Here is an 18,841-nt window from a genome sequence, read left to right as displayed (position 1 = left end):
GATCCGCCCTTCAGCCCAGGAGATGCGATGACAATTGCCGACAGCCACCTTGCCGACGCCCTCACGATGTACCGGCCGGCGCGGGAAGCCCCTCACGAGACAGTCCTACCGCTGATCGGCTCGGTGCCACCGGAGCTCCGCGGCACCCTCTATCGCAACGGCCCCGCCGACTGGGACCACGGCGGGTTCCATGCCGCCCATCCGTTCGACGGCGACGGGCTTGTGGTCAAGTTCACGATCGCCGATGGCGAGGTGCGCTTTCGCTCGCGCTTCGTCGATACGCCGAAGCGCCGCAAGGAAGCACTCGGCCGCGGTGCTCGCGTCCGCGGCCTCTACACCCAAGGGGAACGCCTGCGGGACAACGCTGGTCGACTGCCCGCCGATACCGCGAACACGCACGCCGTCATCCACGCCGATCGACTTCTGGCACTGAGTGATGCCGGTCGACCCTGGGAGATCGATCCTGACGATCTGCGCACCATCGGACCCTGCACCTTCGCCGGGCAGCTGCCTCGATTCTCCCGATTCTCCCCGCATCCGCGCATCGATCCAGTCACCGGTGACCTGTTCAATTTCGGACTGGACGCTTCGCTTTCACCATCGGGACGCACCGTCGCGTGCCTGCGCTGCTTTCGGGTCGACCCGAACGGAAGACTGACACAGATCGCCAAGGTTCCCACCGACCACATCTACATCCAGCATGACTTTGCCATCACAGCAAGCTATTTGGTGTTCGCGCTGGCACCCATCACCATCGATCCCGTTCGCGCCGCATGGGCAGGGCTGGGCTTCACGGCGCTGGGCGATAGCGCCGACTACCGCCCCGAACAGGGCATGCGAATCATCCTGGTCCCGCGCGCTGGTGGTCCGCACCGCGTCGTCGAATGCGACCCACTGGTATACGTGCACGTCGACAACGCGTACGAGGATCACGGCGACGTCGTCTTGGACATCGTGCGCCACCAAGACTTCGACTTTCTCACGGCCGGGCTGAAGAACTTCCGCACCGAGATGCCGACTCTGGGCTGGCCGACACGACTGCGCATCACCCCCGGGGGAACGGTCCGGGTCACCGATTACCCCAGCGCTCCTGCGGAATTCCCCACTCACGACGAGCGCCGAACCGGCCGCGAACACCGCTATACGTATCTGTCCGCGCAGAGCAGCGCCGACGAGAACACCCTCGTAAAACTCGACCGCGCCACCGATACCCAACGCTGCCACGCGTTCGCGCCGGGCCTCGTCGCCGGTGAGCCAATTTTCGTCCCGAAGAATCACTGCGCGGAGGAGGACGAGGGCTGGATACTGACCGTCGTCTACAACAGCGGTGAACACCGGACCGAACTGCACATCCTCGACGCGGCCGCCATCGAAGATCCCGCTCTGACCATCGCGGTTCTTCCGGGCCACCACTTTCCGGGATTCCACGGCAGCTTCACCGACAGAATCTAGAGCCGGATGCCCGGGCGGCCGCCTTCGCCGCCTATCGTTGCCGGAGTGTCCGAATTGTCGGGGGTGTCCCGTGCCGCGCTGCGTGTGCGCCTCGACGGTCTGACGATTCGCGATGCATCGCGGCTGGGCCGTCGTCTCAAGAACATGAGAAGTCCTGCGGACGTCACAAAACTCGCCGAGCAGATCACCGCCGCCGAAGCACTGGTCGCCACCCGGTCCGGCGCCGTCCCTACCATCACATACCCGGATCTGCCGGTCAGTGCGCACCGCGAGGAGCTCGCCCGGGCCATCTCCGCGCATCAGGTGGTGGTCGTGGCGGGCGCAACCGGATCGGGAAAGACCACCCAGCTGCCCAAGATCTGCCTGGAACTGGGCCGCGGAATCCGCGGCACCATCGGGCACACACAGCCACGCCGACTGGCGGCACGCACCGTCGCCGAGCGCATCGCCGAAGAGCTGGGCACTCCGCTGGGTGAAACCGTGGGCTATACCGTCAGATTCACCGATCAGGCCAGCGATCGCACTCTGGTGAAACTGATGACCGACGGCATCCTGCTCGCGGAGATCCAGCGCGACCGGCGGCTGCTGCGCTATGACACGCTCATCCTCGACGAGGCGCACGAGCGCAGCCTCAACATCGACTTCCTCCTGGGCTACCTGCGCGAACTGCTACCGAGGCGTCCCGACCTCAAAGTCATCGTCACCTCGGCCACCATTGAACCGCAACGCTTTTCGGCTCATTTCGCCGACGCACCCATCATCGAGGTATCCGGTAGGACATACCCCGTCGAGATCCGTTACCGGCCATTGGAAGTCCCTGTATCCGGCGGCTCCGGCACGAAGGCCCAGGACGAACCTGACGATCCCGATCACGAGGTCGTACGGACCGAGATACGCGACCAGACCGAGGCCATCGCCGACGCGGTGCGCGAGCTGGAAGGTGAACCACCCGGGGACGTGCTCGTGTTCCTGTCCGGCGAGCGCGAGATCAGGGACACCGCCGAGACCCTGCGCGGAGCGTTCCGGAACACGGAAATCCTGCCGCTGTACGCGCGGTTGCCCGCGGCCGAGCAGCACAAGATCTTTCAGCCGCACACCGGCAGACGGGTGGTACTGGCCACCAACGTCGCCGAAACCTCGCTCACGGTGCCCGGCATCCGGTACGTCATAGACCCCGGCACGGCCCGCATCTCGCGTTACAGCCGACGCACCAAGGTGCAGCGTCTGCCCATCGAGCCCATCTCGCAGGCATCCGCCGCGCAGCGATCCGGCCGGTCGGGACGGACTGCGCCCGGCATCTGCATCAGGCTGTATTCGGAGCAGGATTTCGAGGCACGGCCTCGCTACACCGATCCGGAGATTCTCCGTACCAACCTCGCTGCCGTCATCCTGCAGATGGCTGCCCTGCAACTCGGCGACATCGAGAACTTTCCGTTCCTGGATCCGCCCGACAAGCGCAGCATCCGCGATGGCGTGCAGCTACTGCAAGAATTGGGCGCCTTCGACTCCAGCGGTGCCCTCACCGAACTGGGCCGCCGGCTGGCACGGTTACCGCTCGACCCGCGGATCGGACGGATGATCCTGCAGGCCGACGCCGAGGGCTGCGTCGACGAGATCCTGGTACTCGCGGCGGCGCTGTCGATACCCGACCCGCGGGAGCGCCCCGTGGATCGGGAGGAAGCCGCCCGACAAAAGCACGCCCGGTTCGCCGACGACCACTCCGACTTCACCGCCTATCTGAACCTTTGGCGGTACCTGCAAGACCAACGAAGACAACTCTCGGGCAGCGCATTTCGCCGCATGTGCCGGGAGGAGTTCCTGCACTACCTACGCATTCGGGAATGGCAGGATCTGGTGGGCCAGCTGCGCAGCATCGCGCGCGACCTCGGTATCCGGGAATCTGGCGAAAGCGCCGAGCCGGCGTTGGTCCATGCCGCGTTGGTCGCCGGTCTGCTCTCCCACATCGGGCTGCGCGAGGGCGATACCCGCGACTACTCCGGCGCCCGCAACACGAAATTCGTTCTGGCTCCCGGCTCGGTGCTGACCAAGAAGCCGCCGCGCTGGGTCGTCGTCGCCGACCTGGTGGAGACCAGCCGCTTGTTCGGCCGGATCGCCGCGCGCATCGAGCCGCAATCGGTGGAACGGATCGCGGCAGACCTGGTGCAGCGCACCTACAGCGAGCCGCACTGGGATGCCGAGCGCGGAGCCGTGCTGGCCTTCGAGCGTGTCACCCTCTATGGGTTGCCGCTGGTACCGCGGCGCCGGGTCGAGTACTCCCAAGTCGACCCCGAGCTGGCGCGTGAGTTGTTCATCCGGCACGCCCTCGTGGAGGGCGATTGGCAGAGCAAGCATCATTTCCTGCGCGACAACGCCCGGCTGCTGCAGGAGCTGTCCGAGCTGGAGGACAAGGCGCGCCGCCGAGATCTGCTGGTGAGCGACGACGAAATCTACGCCCTCTACGCGGGCCGCATTCCGGCCGAGGCGGTGTCCGCGCGGCACTTCGACACCTGGTGGCGCAAGCAGCGACACAAGACACCCGACCTACTGACGTTCACCCGCGACGACCTACTGCGCACCGAAGATGCGGCCGCCGGGATGCCCGACACCTGGCGCTCCGGTGATGTGGCGCTGCCGGTGAGTTACCGATTCGAACCGGGCGCGGCCGACGACGGTGTCTCCGTACACATCCCGGTCGAGGTGCTCGCGCGCCTGGGTGGCGATGAATTCGCTTGGCATGTACCGGCATTGCGCGAGGATCTGGTCACGGCCCTCATCCGGTCACTGCCGAAAGAGCTGCGACGCAACTTTGTTCCCGCGCCTGACACCGCCCGCGCCGTGCTGGAGAACCTGAAGCCCGGGACCGAACCGCTGGTGTACGCCGTGGGCCGGGAGCTGCACCGGCTCACCGGCATCCGCGTACCCACCGACGCATTCGACCTGGGCAAGGTTCCCCCACACCTGCGCGTGACCTTCGTCGTGGAATCCGCCGACGGCACCGAGGTCGCGCGCGACAAAAACCTCGACGCCCTGCAACAGCGGCTGGCCGGGTCCACGCGCCAGGCGGTGGCCGCTGCGGTAGCCGGCCAGTGGGAGCGAAGCGGTCTGCGCGGCTGGCCGGATGATCTCGTCGAATTGCCGCGCACCGTGGAACAAGTCAGCGGCGGGCACACCGTGCGCGGGTATCCCGCCTTGGTGGACGCGGGCACCACGGTGGATGTCCACGTGTTCGCTACCGCCGCCGAACAACGGGCTGCCATGGCGGCCGGCACCCGCCGGCTGCTGCGGTTGTCAATTCCGTCACCCTTCAAAACCGTTGAACGGGGCCTTGATCCGCGCTCCAAGCTGCTGCTCTCGTCGAATCCCGACGGTTCCTTGGCGGCGCTACTCGACGACTGCGCCGATGCTGCCACCGACCTTTTGGCTCCCTCACCCGTCTGGACCCGGTCTGAATTCACCACGCTGCACGATCGCACCGCCCGAGATCTGGCGGCCACAACGCTCGATATCGTGCGCCGCGCAGAGAAGGTGGTGGCGGCCTGGAGTGAGGTGCAGGTAGCGCTGCCCGCCAAAGTGCCTGCGGCACAATCCGAGGCCGTCACCGACATGCGCGATCAGCTCGACAGGCTGCTCGAGCCGGGGTTTGTCGCGGCCGCCGGTGCGGTGCGCCTGACCGACCTGGCACGCTATGTCGCCGCAATCGGCAAGCGACTGGAGCGCCTCTCCCAGGGCGTGGAAGCGGATCGCGAGCGGATGCGACGGGTGCACGCCGTCGAAGACGCCTACGACGACCTGCTGCGCGATCTTCCCGCAGGCCGCGCCGACGACCCCCAGATCCGGGACATCGCGTGGTTCATCGAGGAGCTGCGCGTGAGCCTGTGGGCACAACAGCTCGGCACCGCACGAGCAGTCAGCGAGCAGCGGATCCTCAAGGCCATCAACGCCGCTCGCTGATCAGCGCGTGGCGTTGGCTGCGACGCCTACAGTGGCGTCCATGGAGCTGCGCCATATCCGGTACCTGCTCGCGGTCGCCGACCACGCGAATTTCACCCGCGCGGCCGAGGCCTTGCACATCTCCCAACCGACGCTGTCGCAACAGATCAAACAACTCGAACGTTCGCTCGGGGTGGTGCTACTCGACCGCTCGGGCCGCACCGTTCGCCTGACCGACGCGGGCGAGGCCTATGCTCAGTACGCACGCTTGGCCCTGCGCGACCTCGAGGCGGGCGAACGTGCGGTCCACGATGTGCAGGACCTGTCGCGCGGGCATCTACGGATCGCCATGACGCCGACCTTCACCACCTATTTCATAGGCTCGCTGGTGCACCGGTTTCGCACCGCACACCCAGGGATCACCCTCACCGTTCGCGAGACCACGCAGGAACGCATCGAGGCCGATCTGCTGGCCGACCGACTCGATCTCGGCATCGCTTTCGCGGGCGCCCATCCGGCGGGCATCGACCACGTCCCGCTGTTCACCGAGACACTGCGGCTGGTGGTCGGCCCGGATCATCGGCTCGCCGCGAAACGACGCGCGCTGCCCGTGCGTCAGCTCGCGCACGAGGCACTCGGCCTACTCAGCGCGGACTTCGCGACGCGGCGGGACATCGACGCCTACTTCAGCGACCTCGAAGTCTCGCCACACATCGCGGTGGAGGCCAACTCGATCAGCGCGCTGCTGGAGTTCGTCAGGCGCGGTTCGCTGGCCACCGTCCTTCCCGACGCGGTCGCGCGCGAGCACACCGACCTGCGCTTGGTGCCGCTCGCTCCGCCCATGCCCACCCGCACTGTAGAACTGTTGCGACGCAACACCGCTTATCACTCGGCTGCCGCCCGCGCCTTCGCGGAGATCGTGCGCGCCGCAGCTCTCGAATACTGAGCAGAGTTATTCATCAGATCAATAGGTTCCATTGAAAACAAGTATTGGACTCTATAGTTATCGGTAGCGCACGCTGGAGTTGCCGACGGGGCACAGGGTCCCACCCGAACTGCCCCACATCCCTTCTCCGAGAGGAGTGCCGCACCATGGCGCACGCGCAATTCGACCCCACCAGTCGCGAAGAACTGGCCGTCACGGCCGTCGAGGCGAAGGTCTCCAAAAACCTCAGTTGGCAACAGATCGCCGAGGCCGCCGGATACTCACCGGCCTTTGTCACCGCCGCGGTACTCGGCCAGCACCCGCTACCGCACAAGGCCGCCGAGGCCGTCGCCGACCTACTCGACCTCGGCACCGACGCCGCCACCCTTTTGCAAACCATCCCGACCCGCGGCTCGATTCCCGGTGGGATCCCCACCGATCCGACGATCTACCGCTTCTACGAGATGCTCCAGGTGTATGGCACCACGCTGAAGGCGCTGGTACACGAGAAGTTTGGCGACGGCATCATCAGCGCCATCAACTTCAGGCTCGACGTGCAGAAGGTTCCGGATCCAGACGGCGGTCACCGCGCGGTGATCACCCTCGACGGCAAGTACCTGCCCACCGTGCCGTTCTGATCACGTCGTCAATCACCGAGCAGCCCAGAAGGATTCCCATGGACTTCGCGCAACGAACAATCGATCTGGCACGCCGCAATGTCGACGAGGGCGGTCGTCCCTTCGCCACCGTGATCGTCAAGGACGGAGAAGTGCTGGCCGAGAGCGCGAACAAGGTCGCGCAGACCAGCGACCCCACGGCACATGCGGAGATCTTGGCCATCCGCGACGCTTGTACCCGGCTGGGCACTGAACACCTGATCGGGACCACCATCTATATTCTCGCCCTGCCGTGCCCCATGTGCCTCGGCGCGCTCTACTACTGCTCGCCCGACGAGGTCGTGTTCCTCACCACCCGCGAGGCCTACGAACCGCACTACGTCGATGACCGAAAGTACTTCGAGCTCAACACCTTCTACGGCGAATTCGACAAACCCTGGGATCAGCGGCGACTACCCCTGCGTCACGAATCCCGCGACGACGCCGTGGCCGTCTACCGTCGGTGGCAGGAACGCAATGGCGGTGACCGGCGCGTCACCGGTGCGCCCATCGCGTCCTGAACGGCGGTCAGGCGGTCAGTCACGCGTCAACTCACAGATCACCACGGGAATTGGCCTGTCGGTGTTCCGCTGGTATCCGTCGTAGCCGGGGAAGGACGCGACGATGCTCGGCCACAGTTGCGCCTTCTCGTCCGCCGAGGCCGTGCGTGCCCGGTATGTCTGAGTGGTTCCCTCCGCCGTGATCTCGACAACCGGATTGACCACCAAATTCTTGTACCAGTCAGGATGATCCGACGATCCGCCCTTCGAGGCAACCAGCACCATCCGCTCAGGCGCATAGACCGGTGATGTCAACAGCGTCGAGATACGCCGGCCCGTTTTCCGGCCGGCGACATGCAACTCGACGGTCTGGTTGCGCCCGAAGCGTTGTCCCAACCGTCCGCCCGTTGCCGCGAGCAGCAGTCTGTGACTGGCCTCCATCGCGCGGGCCCCCGTTTCCAACACCCAATCGGGTGTGCGCGCCCGGGTCATTGCGCCTTCTCATCCGGTGCCGAGCGCACCAGCGATAGGTGCGTTCGGCTGCCCGGTATCCCGCCGTCTTGTCTCATAGACTCCCGCACGTCTTCCGGCAGGGCCCGGGAGAGCCGCCAAAGCGTCCGTGCCAGAACACCTCTGATGATTCCCGCGTCGTAGAAAAAGCGCGCCATCGGGCCGAAAAGAAACTGTGCGTTCTCGCGGTATCGCCGACCGAAGAAGCCGGTCAGCATGCCCGCAACCGGATTGACCCCGATCGCGCGGTACATCCGGGGGTTGGTCAGTGCGAGTGCAGGAAAGACCAGCGCCGCTCCTGCCGCCGTCATACGGGTGAAGAAGCGTCCAGCGGGCCCTGCTTGGCGGTAGCCGCGCAGGATCTCCTCCTTTGCGAACGAAACATGTCGCGTTTCCTCGATCACGTGAATCCGCATCGCGGCACGCGCATGCGGCTGCAGACCCGTGTCATTCATTCCTTCACGTTGCAGACGATCCAACACCTCCTCCGCCATCAAGATGGCTGTGTACATCGCCGCACCCACGGGTAGCAGGGAGCTGAAGAACGGAACCGCGCCACGCGCAAGGCGCGGTAGACGGAACTCCACCGCAGAGGACCCTTCCCCCATCTTTTCGACCAGGCGCGCAAACATCGTGGAATGCCTTGTCTCCTCGCCTATTTCGGTGAGCAGGTACCTGCTCCGGCTACCGATCACCGGACTCACCATGAGGTCGTGATACAGGAAAATCGCCAACGCGGTCTCGAACCAAATACCGAGGATCAGGATCGAGCCCAGCTGCTGTCGACCGAACTCAAGCCGTTGCTCCCGCGTAAGGCTCTCCCACAGCTCCGTACCCTCCAGACTCACTCGGTGTGGGCTCAACCATGGCCGCTCGGGGTCAATCGGAGCCTCCCAATCGATGTCGATCTCCGGGTCGTAGTACTTCTCGGTCGAGGCTTTCAGACGGCGCTCCATCGCCAGTTGCGGGTCGATGTCCGGTCGCCCACGGACTCGGCCTCGTTGGTTCGTGACTTCGACACTCATTGCCACTCCCGTCCCGCGACGCAATGATCGTCGCGATTTCGTTACTATCAGTACCGGGTATATACTGTTCGGTATAGCTGAGGACGGTACTCCTTCCTCCCCAAGAAGCAAGACCTGATTTGCGTCGTTAGAGGGTGTGCGCATGCGACTAGCCAACGATTCCGCGCACACAGACGATGGGGTGCACTACTGCGGTCCGGCGACTCTGATAGTCGACGATGAAGAGCTCGACGTCAGCGTACGGCTCCGGGGCTTCTTCCAGCCGATCGACGGCACGTACCGCTGGCATGGCCGAATTACCTCTGCGACAGACTCGCTCGCACAGTTCGGCAGAGATCGTGCGTCCGGAATCCTCCGCACCGCCTACGGGCAGTCCGCTGTCGTCGTCGACGAGATCGACTTGTGGGGGCGGTATCGGCTGCGGGGTAGCGGACGCCCGCCGTTTCCCCCTCCCGGGGAGTCCACCGAATCGTGAAACGCATAAGGGCCAGAGACCTTTCGAGTCTCTGGCCCTTATGCGTTGAACAGTCAGCCGTGGGTGTTTATGCGCCCCATTTGGCTCCTTCGGCCATGTCGCGGGCGTTCATCGAGAGGGTGTTGGTCTCGTGGGTGCTGCCCATGGCGCGGTAGGCGCGCACGAGTTCTTCCATCGCGGTGTTCCACTGAGCCTGCCAAGCGGCCTGACTCATCGAGGTATCACCATGCCAGGCAGCCTGCAGAGAAGCCTGCTGAGCCGCCAGGTCGGCGCCCAGAGCGGTCAGCACACCGGAGAAGGTGTTCATCTCACCGGCATGGGCCAGCATCGCGGGATAATTGAAAGTGATCTGCGACATTGTCTTATCCGTCCTTTCCTAGACGCCGACGTAACGGCTGGCAGCGGCGGCGTCTTCTGCGACGTAGGTCGCCGCGGCGTCACCAAGGTTGACCTGGGCGATATCCAGCAGTGCGTTGACCTTGGCGGCCACCTCCACGAACCGGGCGTGCGCGGCTTGGAAAGCAGCCGAGGACTCACCGACATGGAACGCCTGCGCCGATATCGCCGCCGACTCGGCCTGCGAAATCGTCGAACGCATCAACGCCGTCTTAGCACCAAACGTGCCCTCAGCGGCCACCAACGCCGGAATATGCGCATCAAGCAAACTCATCTACATCTCCTCAATCATGTTGTGCTGTCTAGTGATTTGGTTAGTCGGCGGACAGGGGTTGCCGGTCAGCTGCTGGACCCCCCTTCGGCGGGACCGTCCGGGTTGTGTTCGGGGTCTGCGCCCCAGGTGGTCGGCAGCATCGGAGCGGTGCGGGCACCGTCCAATGCCTCGGCAATGCTGTTGTCGCGTTCGGCGAGTCCGGCCGCCGCCGTGGCTCCGGCCCCTGCCTGTACGGCGCCGGCAAAACCCAGTCGGCCTGTACCGCGCGCGGAGGCCCCCACGCCGACTGGCTGTCGCGCGGCAGCCTCCGAAAATTCTGGGCTCACCGTTGAGTTCATGTCCATGAACTGGTGCGCCGGGTCCTTGATCTGTGCGCCGCGCTTGCGCCGCGCCCGTGAACGCGACGAGGCCGCAGCCGCGGCGGCCGCAGAGATTCCCGCGGCAGGCGCCTTGGCGCCACTGCCCTCGTTCAACGTCGGCCCGAACCGCGCCGCCGGCGGATCCTCCCGTACCGCGTAGACCAAGTATGCCGGAGCCGCAGTGGCCGGGGTCGGCGAGGGGGACGCCGGGCTGCTGGAAGTCGTTGGAACAGAAGACGACCCGGTCGGTATCGACGGAGACGACGGGACCTGTACGAGCTGTAGATCCTGGTGCGGATTTCTGCGCTCAATCCGTCCGGGCTCGCGTCCGGGCTCGTCCTGCTGGCCCGGCTCTTCGATCCCGGCAGGCGGAACCAGCGCCGAAAGCGCCAGCCCCAGCACGATCGGCAGCCAAGCCGGTGCCGAAAGCAACACACCCCAGAAGGTGAATCCGAAGGGGATGAAGAACGCCTCGTAGGCGATGAAGAACAACAGCGGGAACCATGCGAAGAACGCGGCGATCGGATTCTTCATGAAGTCTTCGATCATGTCCTGCAGAGTGCCCAGCGGATTGGTCATGAATCGCATGAGCTGATCGATCATGTTGTTGCTGTTGTCCAGTGCGGTGCCGGATTCGAGGGCTTGGGCCTGTGCGGCCATGCCGGTCATGTCGGCGGTCATGCGGGACATCTCCCCGCCCGGCGCCATGATCATCGGCGACGGTTCCGTGGGTGCGGCGGCGGCCAATGCCGTACTCGAGACACCTTGGTAGATGCTCATGGTGGTGGCGGCCTGGACCCACATCCGGATGTAGTCGGCCTCGTTCACTGCGATGGGAATCGTGTTGATACCGAAGAAGTTGGTGGCCAGCAGCACGCCGTGGATCATGTGGTTGGCAGCCAACTCGGCCAGCGTGGGCATGGCGGCCAACGCCGTGGTGTACCCGGCTGCCGCCGTCTCGTGCAGGACGGCGTTGGTGGCGCTCATCGCGCTCTGCTGCGTCAGCCACGCCAGATACGGCGCATGACTGGCCACGTACTGCATGGCACTGGGCCCCTGCCAGGGACCGGCATTGGTGGCGGCCAACAGTTGGGTCAACTCCGTGGCGGCCGTGGCGTACTGCACCGAGAGCGCCTGCCATTGCGCGGCAGCTGCCAACAGTGCGCCCGGGCCGGGCCCGGCGCTGAGCAGCGCCGAATGCACCTCGGGGGGCGAAGCCATCCAAATCGGAGCCGTCACCGGATCTAGCCTCGCGCGATCAGGTAGGTCGCAGCCGCCTGCATGTCCCCGGTCGTGTAGCTGGCAGCGGACTCCGACACACCCAGTGCGGCCCGGCCCAATTCCTCGACGGCCACCGCCGCGACACCGGTGTGCTCCACACCGCGAGCACTAAAACCCGCGGCGGTCTGCAGCGATACCGGATCGGCCGCCGGCGGCACGACCGCACCGATCACCGGAGCGGCGGCGGCATGGGCGGCAGCCAACCGTGCGGTCAGTGCCTCCACGGCCGCACTGGTGGCCATCAAACCTTCCGGAACAACGTTCAGATTCATCGTGGATACTCCCTTCCCTGAGCAACATGCTCACCGACGAGCGAACAGACGGCCTCGGCCCAGTCCGATGCACCAGCACCGGAACGCGGTCGGCACGACCAGTGGCTTGTAGTAGCTGAGTCGATGACTGGTGATCGTCCAGCCTTGCGAATCGGCGACCGCATGAGCTGAAGTTAGCATTGCCTAATAGCCGTGTCGATAGTTCGCTTGGAACTGATTCGTATGCCTTGAGCTGTTTCTAACCGAAACTTCTAGATTGCTGAGATCAACTTGGCACTTGCTCGACTGCGCCCCCGTCAAGCGTGACCTGCGCGTATAACGCCCGTCTCCAGAGAACGCGGCCCAGTGTGCCGATGGCACATAGGGTGCAGGCACTCCCCGCGACTGTGGCGTAAGTCACCGGCAATGCCCATCGGACCGGGGCTACTACTACAGTCGGGTTTCGTCGACGGCGCGGTCCGACAGCGCCGTGAGGACTCTCCGTGCACGCCCGGCCATCTCATCGGCCGAACGGTCCGGGTGGTGCCGCCACCACTGCACCAATGCCGAAACCACGTTCTCCCAGACCAGCGTCGCCGCCGAAAGATCGTCGTCATCATGGAGCCCCACGGCCCCAAGGGTTCTGGTCACTGCCGCGGCAGCTTGCTCGCGCAGAATCGTCCGCTGCTGCCGGGCAGCATCCCGGGCCCGCCCGGGGGGCACCGTCTTGTCGTAGAGAACCGGCCAGTCACTGCGCCTGTTCTCGAGCGTGGTGAAGATTGCCGTCAACACCGCTTCCGCGACCTCGGTACGTACAGGTGATCCCGTCAGCGCCTCGCCGATCGCAGTGGCCAGTCGCTCGCCGGCACGCTCGACACAGGCGACATAGAGATCTTCTTTGGACCCGAAGTAGGCCAACACGAGGGCCTTGGACACCTCGGCGCGCGCTGCAATCCCGTTCATGCTCGACGCCGCGAAGGTGGACTCCCCGAACTCATTGGCGGCTGCGGTCAAGATCCACTGCTCCCGTTCCTGACGAGGCATTCCCTTGCTGCCGGTCCGGAGGGGTTGCACCCATATGACGGTAGCCGAGCCCCTTGGCGAGCATGCGCACAAACCGTCCCCAGCTCCGATCTGCAGCCGCCGCAGGGATTGACCGTGTGGTCACTTCGTCATATATTACCGGTCGGTCAATTCGTGGCGATTCGACTCGCCGCAACGCAGAGAGGCGGCTCCATGACTTCCGTAGCGAGCGTCTGGCGGGAGAACACCCACCCCGGAGCCGCCTGCGATGTTTACCGCGTCCTGCTATCCGAACCCATCCCGCCGAGACGACGTACCGCCGCGGCAGATCGGCGGAACCGATGACACGCCAGCCCATCTCACGCGCGTTCGCCCGCCTTGTCCTGGCCGGGCTGCGACCTCTGATGGATCGCCGCCTGGAGGCATCGCGTAAACCCTTCACCGACAAGGACATCTTGCGCCCGCACGCCACCAGCGGGATGTGGGCAGCCACCCACTACGGCGTCTTCATTCCCGACCTGCCCTCACCGCACCGGTACCTCAACACCATGACCCTGATCGGCGCGATCGGCGCTGAGCTGTTCGACAACGACTACCTGGCCACCCCCGATGCCCGGCACACCGCGACCGTCCTGTCGTCCACCGCCGCCGGTGAGCACCATCACTACCGTGCCTACGACTCCCTGCGCGACTGCAACTTCGCCGACAACGGTAGCGTCCTGCGCTGGGGCAACGACCTGCAAATCGAGGTCGACCATCCGCACGTCACCGTGCGCGGCCGGTACCGACAATTTTCGGCCGATGTCGAGCTGACTGTCACCGACCAGGTCTCCTACTTCGTCAAGACCCCCGTCTACGACCACCTGAGTCTGCTCGCCGAGTACACGGGCGTCATAGTCGATGCCACCGGAGCCACGGCGATCAGCGGACTGGGCACCTTCGAATACGCACGGTTCCTCAGCCACCAGTCACTGACCCGGCGATCGCTACCCGAAGCGCTGAAGCTACCCGTCGACTTCTTCACCTATCAGATCATCGATCTGGGCGACGGGGCCCAGATCCTGCTCACCGACGTCCGGGCACGCGGGGTCGCCGCCTGCCTGCTGGCGCACGTACGCGTCCTCGGCAAGTCCACCGAGGTATACACCGATGTCCGGATGGACGTCACCGAGTACCGCGAGAACCCGTCGATCGACGAGGAGGGGCGCGCCATGCGCATCCCCCATCGGCTGACATGGACCGTCCGCGACGACCGCGGGCATCTGGTGCTCGCGGTCGAGGGCCTTGTCGACTCGCCTCTGCGGTACGGACATGGGCGCGGCTACACCGGCGCTTACAGCTATACCGGTGAATATCAAGGCAATCCGGTGGGCGGGTCGGCCTATATGGAATGGGTCGACACCAGACGATAGGCCGCGCGCGGCACGATTTGCCGCCCGCACTAGAGGATTGCGGCAGCGATCACCAATCCGACCGCCAGATAGGCCGCGGCGACGACGAGTGCGGCGGGCACGAACTTCCTGTGCGCCAGTATGTCTCCGACGTCAATACCCATCACCCACTCGATCAGTCTGATGCAGATCGTCTGGGCCGCTATGCCGATAAGCCCGAAGACCAGCGTGCGCACCAGTCCCTCGACGATGTTCCCCGACGCCGTGTAGATGGCGAGGACGATCACGAATGCCTGCGACAACAGGCCCGCCGCCAAAATCACTGCCGCATTGGGCAGACCCGCTCGGACCATCTGCCGCAATGGGCCCGGCGTGGTCCAGTCCAGCACGAAGAACCCGATGGCCGTCAGCGCGAATCCCACTGCGGCGTATAGCCAGATGGCCGCTGCACCGTGCGCGACGATCGACCAGTATCCCGCTGCGTTCATGGTTGTCATCCCGTCTGTCTGGTGCTCGGTGTCGTTATTGAGGTGGTATCCGGTGGGGAACGAACGCGGCACCGTCGTCGGTGATCAGGCCTGCCGTCTCACGAATCCCCAAGCCCGCCGATTCATCGCCGACAATCCAGGCGCCCAGGACCGGCCTCATGCCGTCGAACTCAGGCAACGGATCCAGCAGCTGATAGACGTACCCCTCTTCACCGTAGACACCGCCCGTGGCTGTCTCGTAGCCCGCTCCCACCACGGTGATGTTGGCGCCTTCGCGGCCGAGTTTCGGCTTGCGGACGTACTCGGTCAGTTCGTGCGGGCTGTCGATGTAGGCCGGGAGCAGATTGGGATGCCCGGGATACATCTCCCACAGAATCGCGAGAATTGCCTTGTTGCTCAGTAGCGTCTTCCACAGCGGCTCGATCCACAAGGTTTCGGGAAGCAGATCCACTGCGTGCCTGCCGAAGTCGTCGTCCAGCATCCATTCCCACGGGTACAACTTGAAGATCGACTCGATCGGCGCTTCCTCCAGATCGACGAGGCGGTTGAGATCGTGATCCCAGCCAATTTCCTCGATGGGCAGGCCAACGGTGTTGAGCCCGGCCTCGGCGGCGCATTCCTGAAGATAGGCCAACGTCACATGGTCCTCGCCTGTCTGGTCCGCCGATGACCACGCGAAATGTGTTTCCGCGCCAGGAAATTGCCTGCTGATCTGCTTCCAGCGCGCCACCAGCTGCTCATGCAGGGAGTTCCATTGATCGTCCCGGGGAAACACCTCGGTCTTCCAATGCCACTGCAGGATGGATGCCTCCAACAAGGAGGTGGGCGTGTCGGCGTTGTACTCGAGCAGAACGGGTGGTCGCCGCCCGTCGTATCGCAGGTCGAAACGTCCGTACAAATGCGGATCTCTTCTACGCCAAGACTTCTCGATGTGTTCCCAGGCCCATTCCGGCAGGCCGAAGTCTCGGTAGCGACCCACCAGGATCACATGCTCAACGGCTTCCAGGCACATGGAGTGGAGCACTTCGACTGTTGCCTCGAGCGAGAGCACCTCATCCATGTCGAAGACATAGTGAACGGACTCGTCCCAGTAGGGACGGTCGCTTCCGTCTGCCATCCGCGCTGGTGTGCCATAACACATCCCCTGGGAGGCAACGGTTTGTTCCCAGCCGGAACGGGGGAGCGCATGCTCGCGGCGCATCAACTCCCCGAACTTCCCGAGCTGCTGGATCCGAAGCCGCCGCGCGAGACCGACGGAGAACGCGAAACACTGCCCGAACCATCGGATTTGGTGATCTTGGTGCCCGAGCCCGTCCTGGCCGTGGTGCCCTTCGGCAATTCCAGGGTGCCGCCGGTGGCGATGGTCCCGATGCCCTGGTTTCGGCCGCCGTAGTAGTACCGGTAGGGCGATCCGGCGTAGATGAACACGCCGCCCGAAGACGACTGGGTACCGCGCTCGCAGTACTCCTCTGGAGCGACGACGTTGGAGCCATCCTGGACACATGTGGCCTCGATATCGTCATCGCGGTCGATCACCGCATAGCCGACGGCCACGACCGCCGCGATGCCCGCGACCACAACGGAGCCCATGAGGACGTTGTTGCGGGTCCGTCGCCGTTCCTCGGCCTTCTGAGCCTGTACCTCGGCCAGCCTGCGCTCGGCCTCGCGGGCACGACGCGCTTTGTCCCGGGCCCGCGACTCGGCGACGGTTGGCGGGCGCGGTGTGGTGATACCCGGCTCCTGCCATCGTATGGCACCCCAGGTTTGCTGCGCCTCGCGCTGGCCGGCCTCGTCACCGTGTGAGTACGGATCGGGCATCTGTTCCCCCTTACTGCCCGAATCATAGAAAACACCCTGTGAATGATGACCGTACAGCCCAGCGGGTTCCTCCCAACAGGCGACGTAGCTGACGTCACGAGGTGCGGGGGACGACGGCCCCCGCAATCTGGCATCCGGGGAAAGAACTGGAAAGAAAAAGGCCGGAAACCCCGCGGGGTCTCCGGCCTTTATCGCTGGGCTTGGTAGCCCACATACTTGTGGGCGAAGGGGGACTTGAACCCCCACGTCCCGAAGGACACTGGCACCTGAAGCCAGCGCGTCTGCCATTCCGCCACTCGCCCCAACGACCGCGGCAGCCTATCACGATCCCGACCCCACCTCCGAACCGCGAAGGCCCGGCGGCCGCCCGCTCACCCATGCCAATTGTCACAAACCACATGCATAGAACGACTGTTGGTGCCAAGACGATGTCGTCTCGTAATAGAGGAGTGGGTGCCGCCGATCATCAAACCGATACCATCTACTCGAGATCCGCTCGTGGCGGCGCGCTGCGCCATGCGCGCAGAACCTGCCACGCGATCGCCGAAAGGAGGAAGGCATGGGAATTGTCCAGCGCTTCGAACGCAAGCTCGAAGACGTGGTCGGCGATGCCTTCGCCCGCGTCTTCGGCGGCAGCATCGTCCCGCAGGAAGTGCAGGCCTCCCTACGTCGTGAGGCCGCCGATGGCGTCAGGTCAGCAGGCCAGGGCCGGCTGCTGGCTCCGAACGAGTTCTTTGTTCTCCTCAGCACCGGAGATCACGAGAAGGCGGCCGACGATCGCGATCTCAACGCAGACACGTTCGCCGAACACCTGCGCGAATATATTCGCGATCAGGGGTGGCAAACGTATGGTGAGGTTGTTGTCCGATTCGAACAATCACCAAACTTGCACACCGGCCAGTTTCGCGCGCGCGGTGTGGTCAATCCCGACACCAAGCGGGACCGTACGCACGGCGCCGTGACGACTGCCCCTACGACCCCGGATCCACAACCAGGAGCATCCATGACTGACAACCCAGGTCCCCAGCAGGGACGCCCCGGCGAAGAGTACGGCCGAGAGGACGACCGGTACGGGCGTCCCGACCAGGATCCGCGCGGTCAGCAGCCGCAGGGTGGCCAGGGATACCCCCCGCGCCAGGGCGGTTACGAAGGTGGCGGCTACGGACAGGGTCAGCAGTACGGCCAGGACTACGGCCGTCCCCCCGCCGGCTATGAGCAGGGCGGCTACCAGCAGCGTCCTCCGCAGCAGGGCGGCTATGAGCAGGGCGGCTACGGCGGCGGCCAGGACTACGGCCGTCCCCCGGCTCCGCCGCAGCAAGGCGGCTACGGAGCTCCACCGCAGCAAGGCGGCTACGGCGAGCCCCCTCGCCCCAACTACGGCGAGTACGAGCAGGGCGGTGGATACGGTGCCCCGCCGCAAGGCGGCGGATACGGCGGCCAGCAGGGTCCCCCTCCGGGCCAGGACTACGGCCGTCCTCCCGCCTATCCGCAGCAGGGTGGCGGCTACGGAGCCCCTCCGCAGCAGGGCGGTTACGGATCACCGCAGGGTGGCTACGGCGAGCCTGAGTACGGCGACTACGAGCAGGGTGGCTACCAGAGCAGCCCCGATTACGGTGCCCCCGCGGGCGGCCCGGGCGCCGGACGCACGACCGTCACCTTGCAGCTGGACGACGGCAGCGGCCGTACGTACCAGCTGCGTGAGGGCACCAACGTCATCGGTCGTGGTCAGGACGCGCAGTTCCGGCTGCCCGACACCGGCGTCTCGCGCCGTCACCTCGAGGTGCGCTTCGACGGACATGCCGCGCTGTTGTCCGATCTGAACTCGACCAACGGCACCACCGTCAACAACGCACCGGTCACCGAATGGCAGCTGGCCGACGGCGACATCATCCGGCTGGGCCACTCCGAGATCATCGTTCGGGTCCAGTAGGCAACAGAGGAACCGCGACCGCATCGGCAACACCGCGTTCGACACAGGCTGCACGTATCGGGCCCCGGCGGGTGAGCCTGACAAGTATCGTTGCCCTGCCGAATATGTCCGGTCTGCCGGACACCCTCGCCGAGGCGCGATGGACCAGCGAGAGGAA

At 65.1% G+C, this 18,841-nt stretch carries 18 protein-coding genes and 1 tRNA gene; 8 read left to right on the top strand and 11 right to left on the bottom strand.

Annotated features, from left to right (window positions below; all coding sequences use genetic code 11):
• Positions 1 to 27: 27 nt before the first annotated feature.
• From MYCSP_RS00320 to MYCSP_RS00300, 5 genes are all read left to right on the top strand, one after another.
• Positions 28 to 1,452 carry a carotenoid oxygenase family protein gene (locus MYCSP_RS00320; RefSeq protein WP_088412991.1) on the top strand — a complete coding sequence of 475 codons (1,425 nt, stop codon included), beginning with the start codon at positions 28 to 30 and terminating at the stop codon, positions 1,450 to 1,452.
• Positions 1,453 to 1,506: 54 nt separating this feature from the next.
• Positions 1,507 to 5,403, top strand: coding sequence for an ATP-dependent RNA helicase HrpA (hrpA, locus tag MYCSP_RS00315; protein WP_088415314.1), 3,897 nt, complete (start codon positions 1,507 to 1,509; stop codon positions 5,401 to 5,403).
• 40 nt (positions 5,404 to 5,443) lie between these two features.
• Positions 5,444 to 6,328, top strand: a complete 885-nt coding sequence (gene cynR / locus MYCSP_RS00310) for a transcriptional regulator CynR (protein ID WP_088412990.1) — start codon at positions 5,444 to 5,446, stop codon at positions 6,326 to 6,328.
• 146 nt (positions 6,329 to 6,474) lie between these two features.
• A complete protein-coding gene (cynS, locus tag MYCSP_RS00305; protein ID WP_083018634.1) occupies positions 6,475 to 6,945 on the top strand; it encodes a cyanase in 471 nt (156 codons plus the stop codon).
• Between the two features lie 38 nt (positions 6,946 to 6,983).
• On the top strand, positions 6,984 to 7,484 hold the full coding sequence (locus tag MYCSP_RS00300; RefSeq protein WP_088412989.1) for a nucleoside deaminase: 501 nt from the start codon (positions 6,984 to 6,986) through the stop codon (positions 7,482 to 7,484).
• A 15-nt stretch (positions 7,485 to 7,499) separates the two neighbouring features.
• Here MYCSP_RS00300 and MYCSP_RS00295 read toward each other — a convergent pair whose 3' ends face one another.
• Both MYCSP_RS00295 and MYCSP_RS00290 read right to left on the bottom strand, forming a co-directional pair.
• Positions 7,500 to 7,955: a nitroreductase/quinone reductase family protein gene (locus MYCSP_RS00295; protein ID WP_088412988.1), complete on the bottom strand. Its 456-nt coding sequence runs from the start codon at positions 7,953 to 7,955 to the stop codon at positions 7,500 to 7,502.
• Entirely contained in the window at positions 7,952 to 8,998 is a 1,047-nt protein-coding gene (locus MYCSP_RS00290; RefSeq protein WP_088412987.1) for an AurF N-oxygenase family protein, read from the bottom strand. The genes MYCSP_RS00295 and MYCSP_RS00290 overlap by 4 nt, the downstream gene beginning before the upstream one ends.
• A gap of 142 nt (positions 8,999 to 9,140) precedes the next feature.
• On the opposite strand from MYCSP_RS00290, the gene MYCSP_RS00285 reads away from it, so the two are divergent.
• Positions 9,141 to 9,473 (top strand): DUF4873 domain-containing protein, encoded by a 333-nt coding sequence (locus MYCSP_RS00285; RefSeq protein WP_088412986.1) that lies wholly within the window; start codon positions 9,141 to 9,143, stop codon positions 9,471 to 9,473.
• 67 nt (positions 9,474 to 9,540) lie between these two features.
• Here MYCSP_RS00285 and MYCSP_RS00280 read toward each other — a convergent pair whose 3' ends face one another.
• From MYCSP_RS00280 to MYCSP_RS00260, 5 genes are all read right to left on the bottom strand, one after another.
• Positions 9,541 to 9,831: a WXG100 family type VII secretion target gene (locus MYCSP_RS00280; protein WP_070913619.1), complete on the bottom strand. Its 291-nt coding sequence runs from the start codon at positions 9,829 to 9,831 to the stop codon at positions 9,541 to 9,543.
• Between the two features lie 18 nt (positions 9,832 to 9,849).
• Positions 9,850 to 10,143 (bottom strand): type VII secretion protein EsxS, encoded by a 294-nt coding sequence (locus MYCSP_RS00275; protein WP_088412985.1) that lies wholly within the window; start codon positions 10,141 to 10,143, stop codon positions 9,850 to 9,852.
• A 65-nt stretch (positions 10,144 to 10,208) separates the two neighbouring features.
• Positions 10,209 to 11,741 carry a PPE family protein gene (locus MYCSP_RS00270; RefSeq protein ID WP_088412984.1) on the bottom strand — a complete coding sequence of 511 codons (1,533 nt, stop codon included), beginning with the start codon at positions 11,739 to 11,741 and terminating at the stop codon, positions 10,209 to 10,211.
• 5 nt (positions 11,742 to 11,746) lie between these two features.
• Complete coding sequence (locus tag MYCSP_RS00265; RefSeq protein ID WP_070913613.1) at positions 11,747 to 12,055, bottom strand: PE family protein; 309 nt, start codon at positions 12,053 to 12,055, stop codon at positions 11,747 to 11,749.
• Between the two features lie 429 nt (positions 12,056 to 12,484).
• Positions 12,485 to 13,078 carry a TetR/AcrR family transcriptional regulator gene (locus MYCSP_RS00260; RefSeq protein ID WP_088412983.1) on the bottom strand — a complete coding sequence of 198 codons (594 nt, stop codon included), beginning with the start codon at positions 13,076 to 13,078 and terminating at the stop codon, positions 12,485 to 12,487.
• Between the two features lie 320 nt (positions 13,079 to 13,398).
• On the opposite strand from MYCSP_RS00260, the gene MYCSP_RS00255 reads away from it, so the two are divergent.
• Entirely contained in the window at positions 13,399 to 14,469 is a 1,071-nt protein-coding gene (locus tag MYCSP_RS00255; protein WP_088412982.1) for a DUF6670 family protein, read from the top strand.
• Positions 14,470 to 14,498: 29 nt separating this feature from the next.
• On the opposite strand, the gene MYCSP_RS00250 is transcribed toward MYCSP_RS00255, so the two are convergent.
• The 4 genes from MYCSP_RS00250 to MYCSP_RS00235 all read right to left on the bottom strand — a co-directional run bounded on the left by MYCSP_RS00250 (position 14,499) and on the right by MYCSP_RS00235 (position 17,056).
• On the bottom strand, positions 14,499 to 14,936 hold the full coding sequence (locus MYCSP_RS00250; RefSeq protein WP_083018447.1) for a DUF350 domain-containing protein: 438 nt from the start codon (positions 14,934 to 14,936) through the stop codon (positions 14,499 to 14,501).
• A 34-nt stretch (positions 14,937 to 14,970) separates the two neighbouring features.
• Entirely contained in the window at positions 14,971 to 16,137 is a 1,167-nt protein-coding gene (locus MYCSP_RS00245) for a glutathionylspermidine synthase family protein (protein ID WP_070911518.1), read from the bottom strand.
• Complete coding sequence (locus MYCSP_RS00240) at positions 16,137 to 16,754, bottom strand: hypothetical protein (RefSeq protein WP_083018360.1); 618 nt, start codon at positions 16,752 to 16,754, stop codon at positions 16,137 to 16,139. Before MYCSP_RS00240 ends, MYCSP_RS00245 begins: the two co-directional genes overlap by 1 nt.
• Positions 16,755 to 16,973: 219 nt before the next feature.
• Positions 16,974 to 17,056, bottom strand: a tRNA-Leu gene (locus tag MYCSP_RS00235).
• A gap of 257 nt (positions 17,057 to 17,313) precedes the next feature.
• Here MYCSP_RS00235 and MYCSP_RS00230 point away from each other — a divergent pair.
• Positions 17,314 to 18,684, top strand: coding sequence for a DUF3662 and FHA domain-containing protein (locus MYCSP_RS00230; RefSeq protein WP_070911520.1), 1,371 nt, complete (start codon positions 17,314 to 17,316; stop codon positions 18,682 to 18,684).
• Positions 18,685 to 18,841 lie beyond the last annotated feature (157 nt).

Origin of the sequence: Mycobacteroides saopaulense, from assembly GCF_001456355.1 — a bacterium.
GTDB lineage: Bacteria > Actinomycetota > Actinomycetes > Mycobacteriales > Mycobacteriaceae > Mycobacterium > Mycobacterium saopaulense.
Note: the sequence above shows the minus strand (reverse complement) of the source record. Positions and strands in the feature narration are given on the sequence as shown.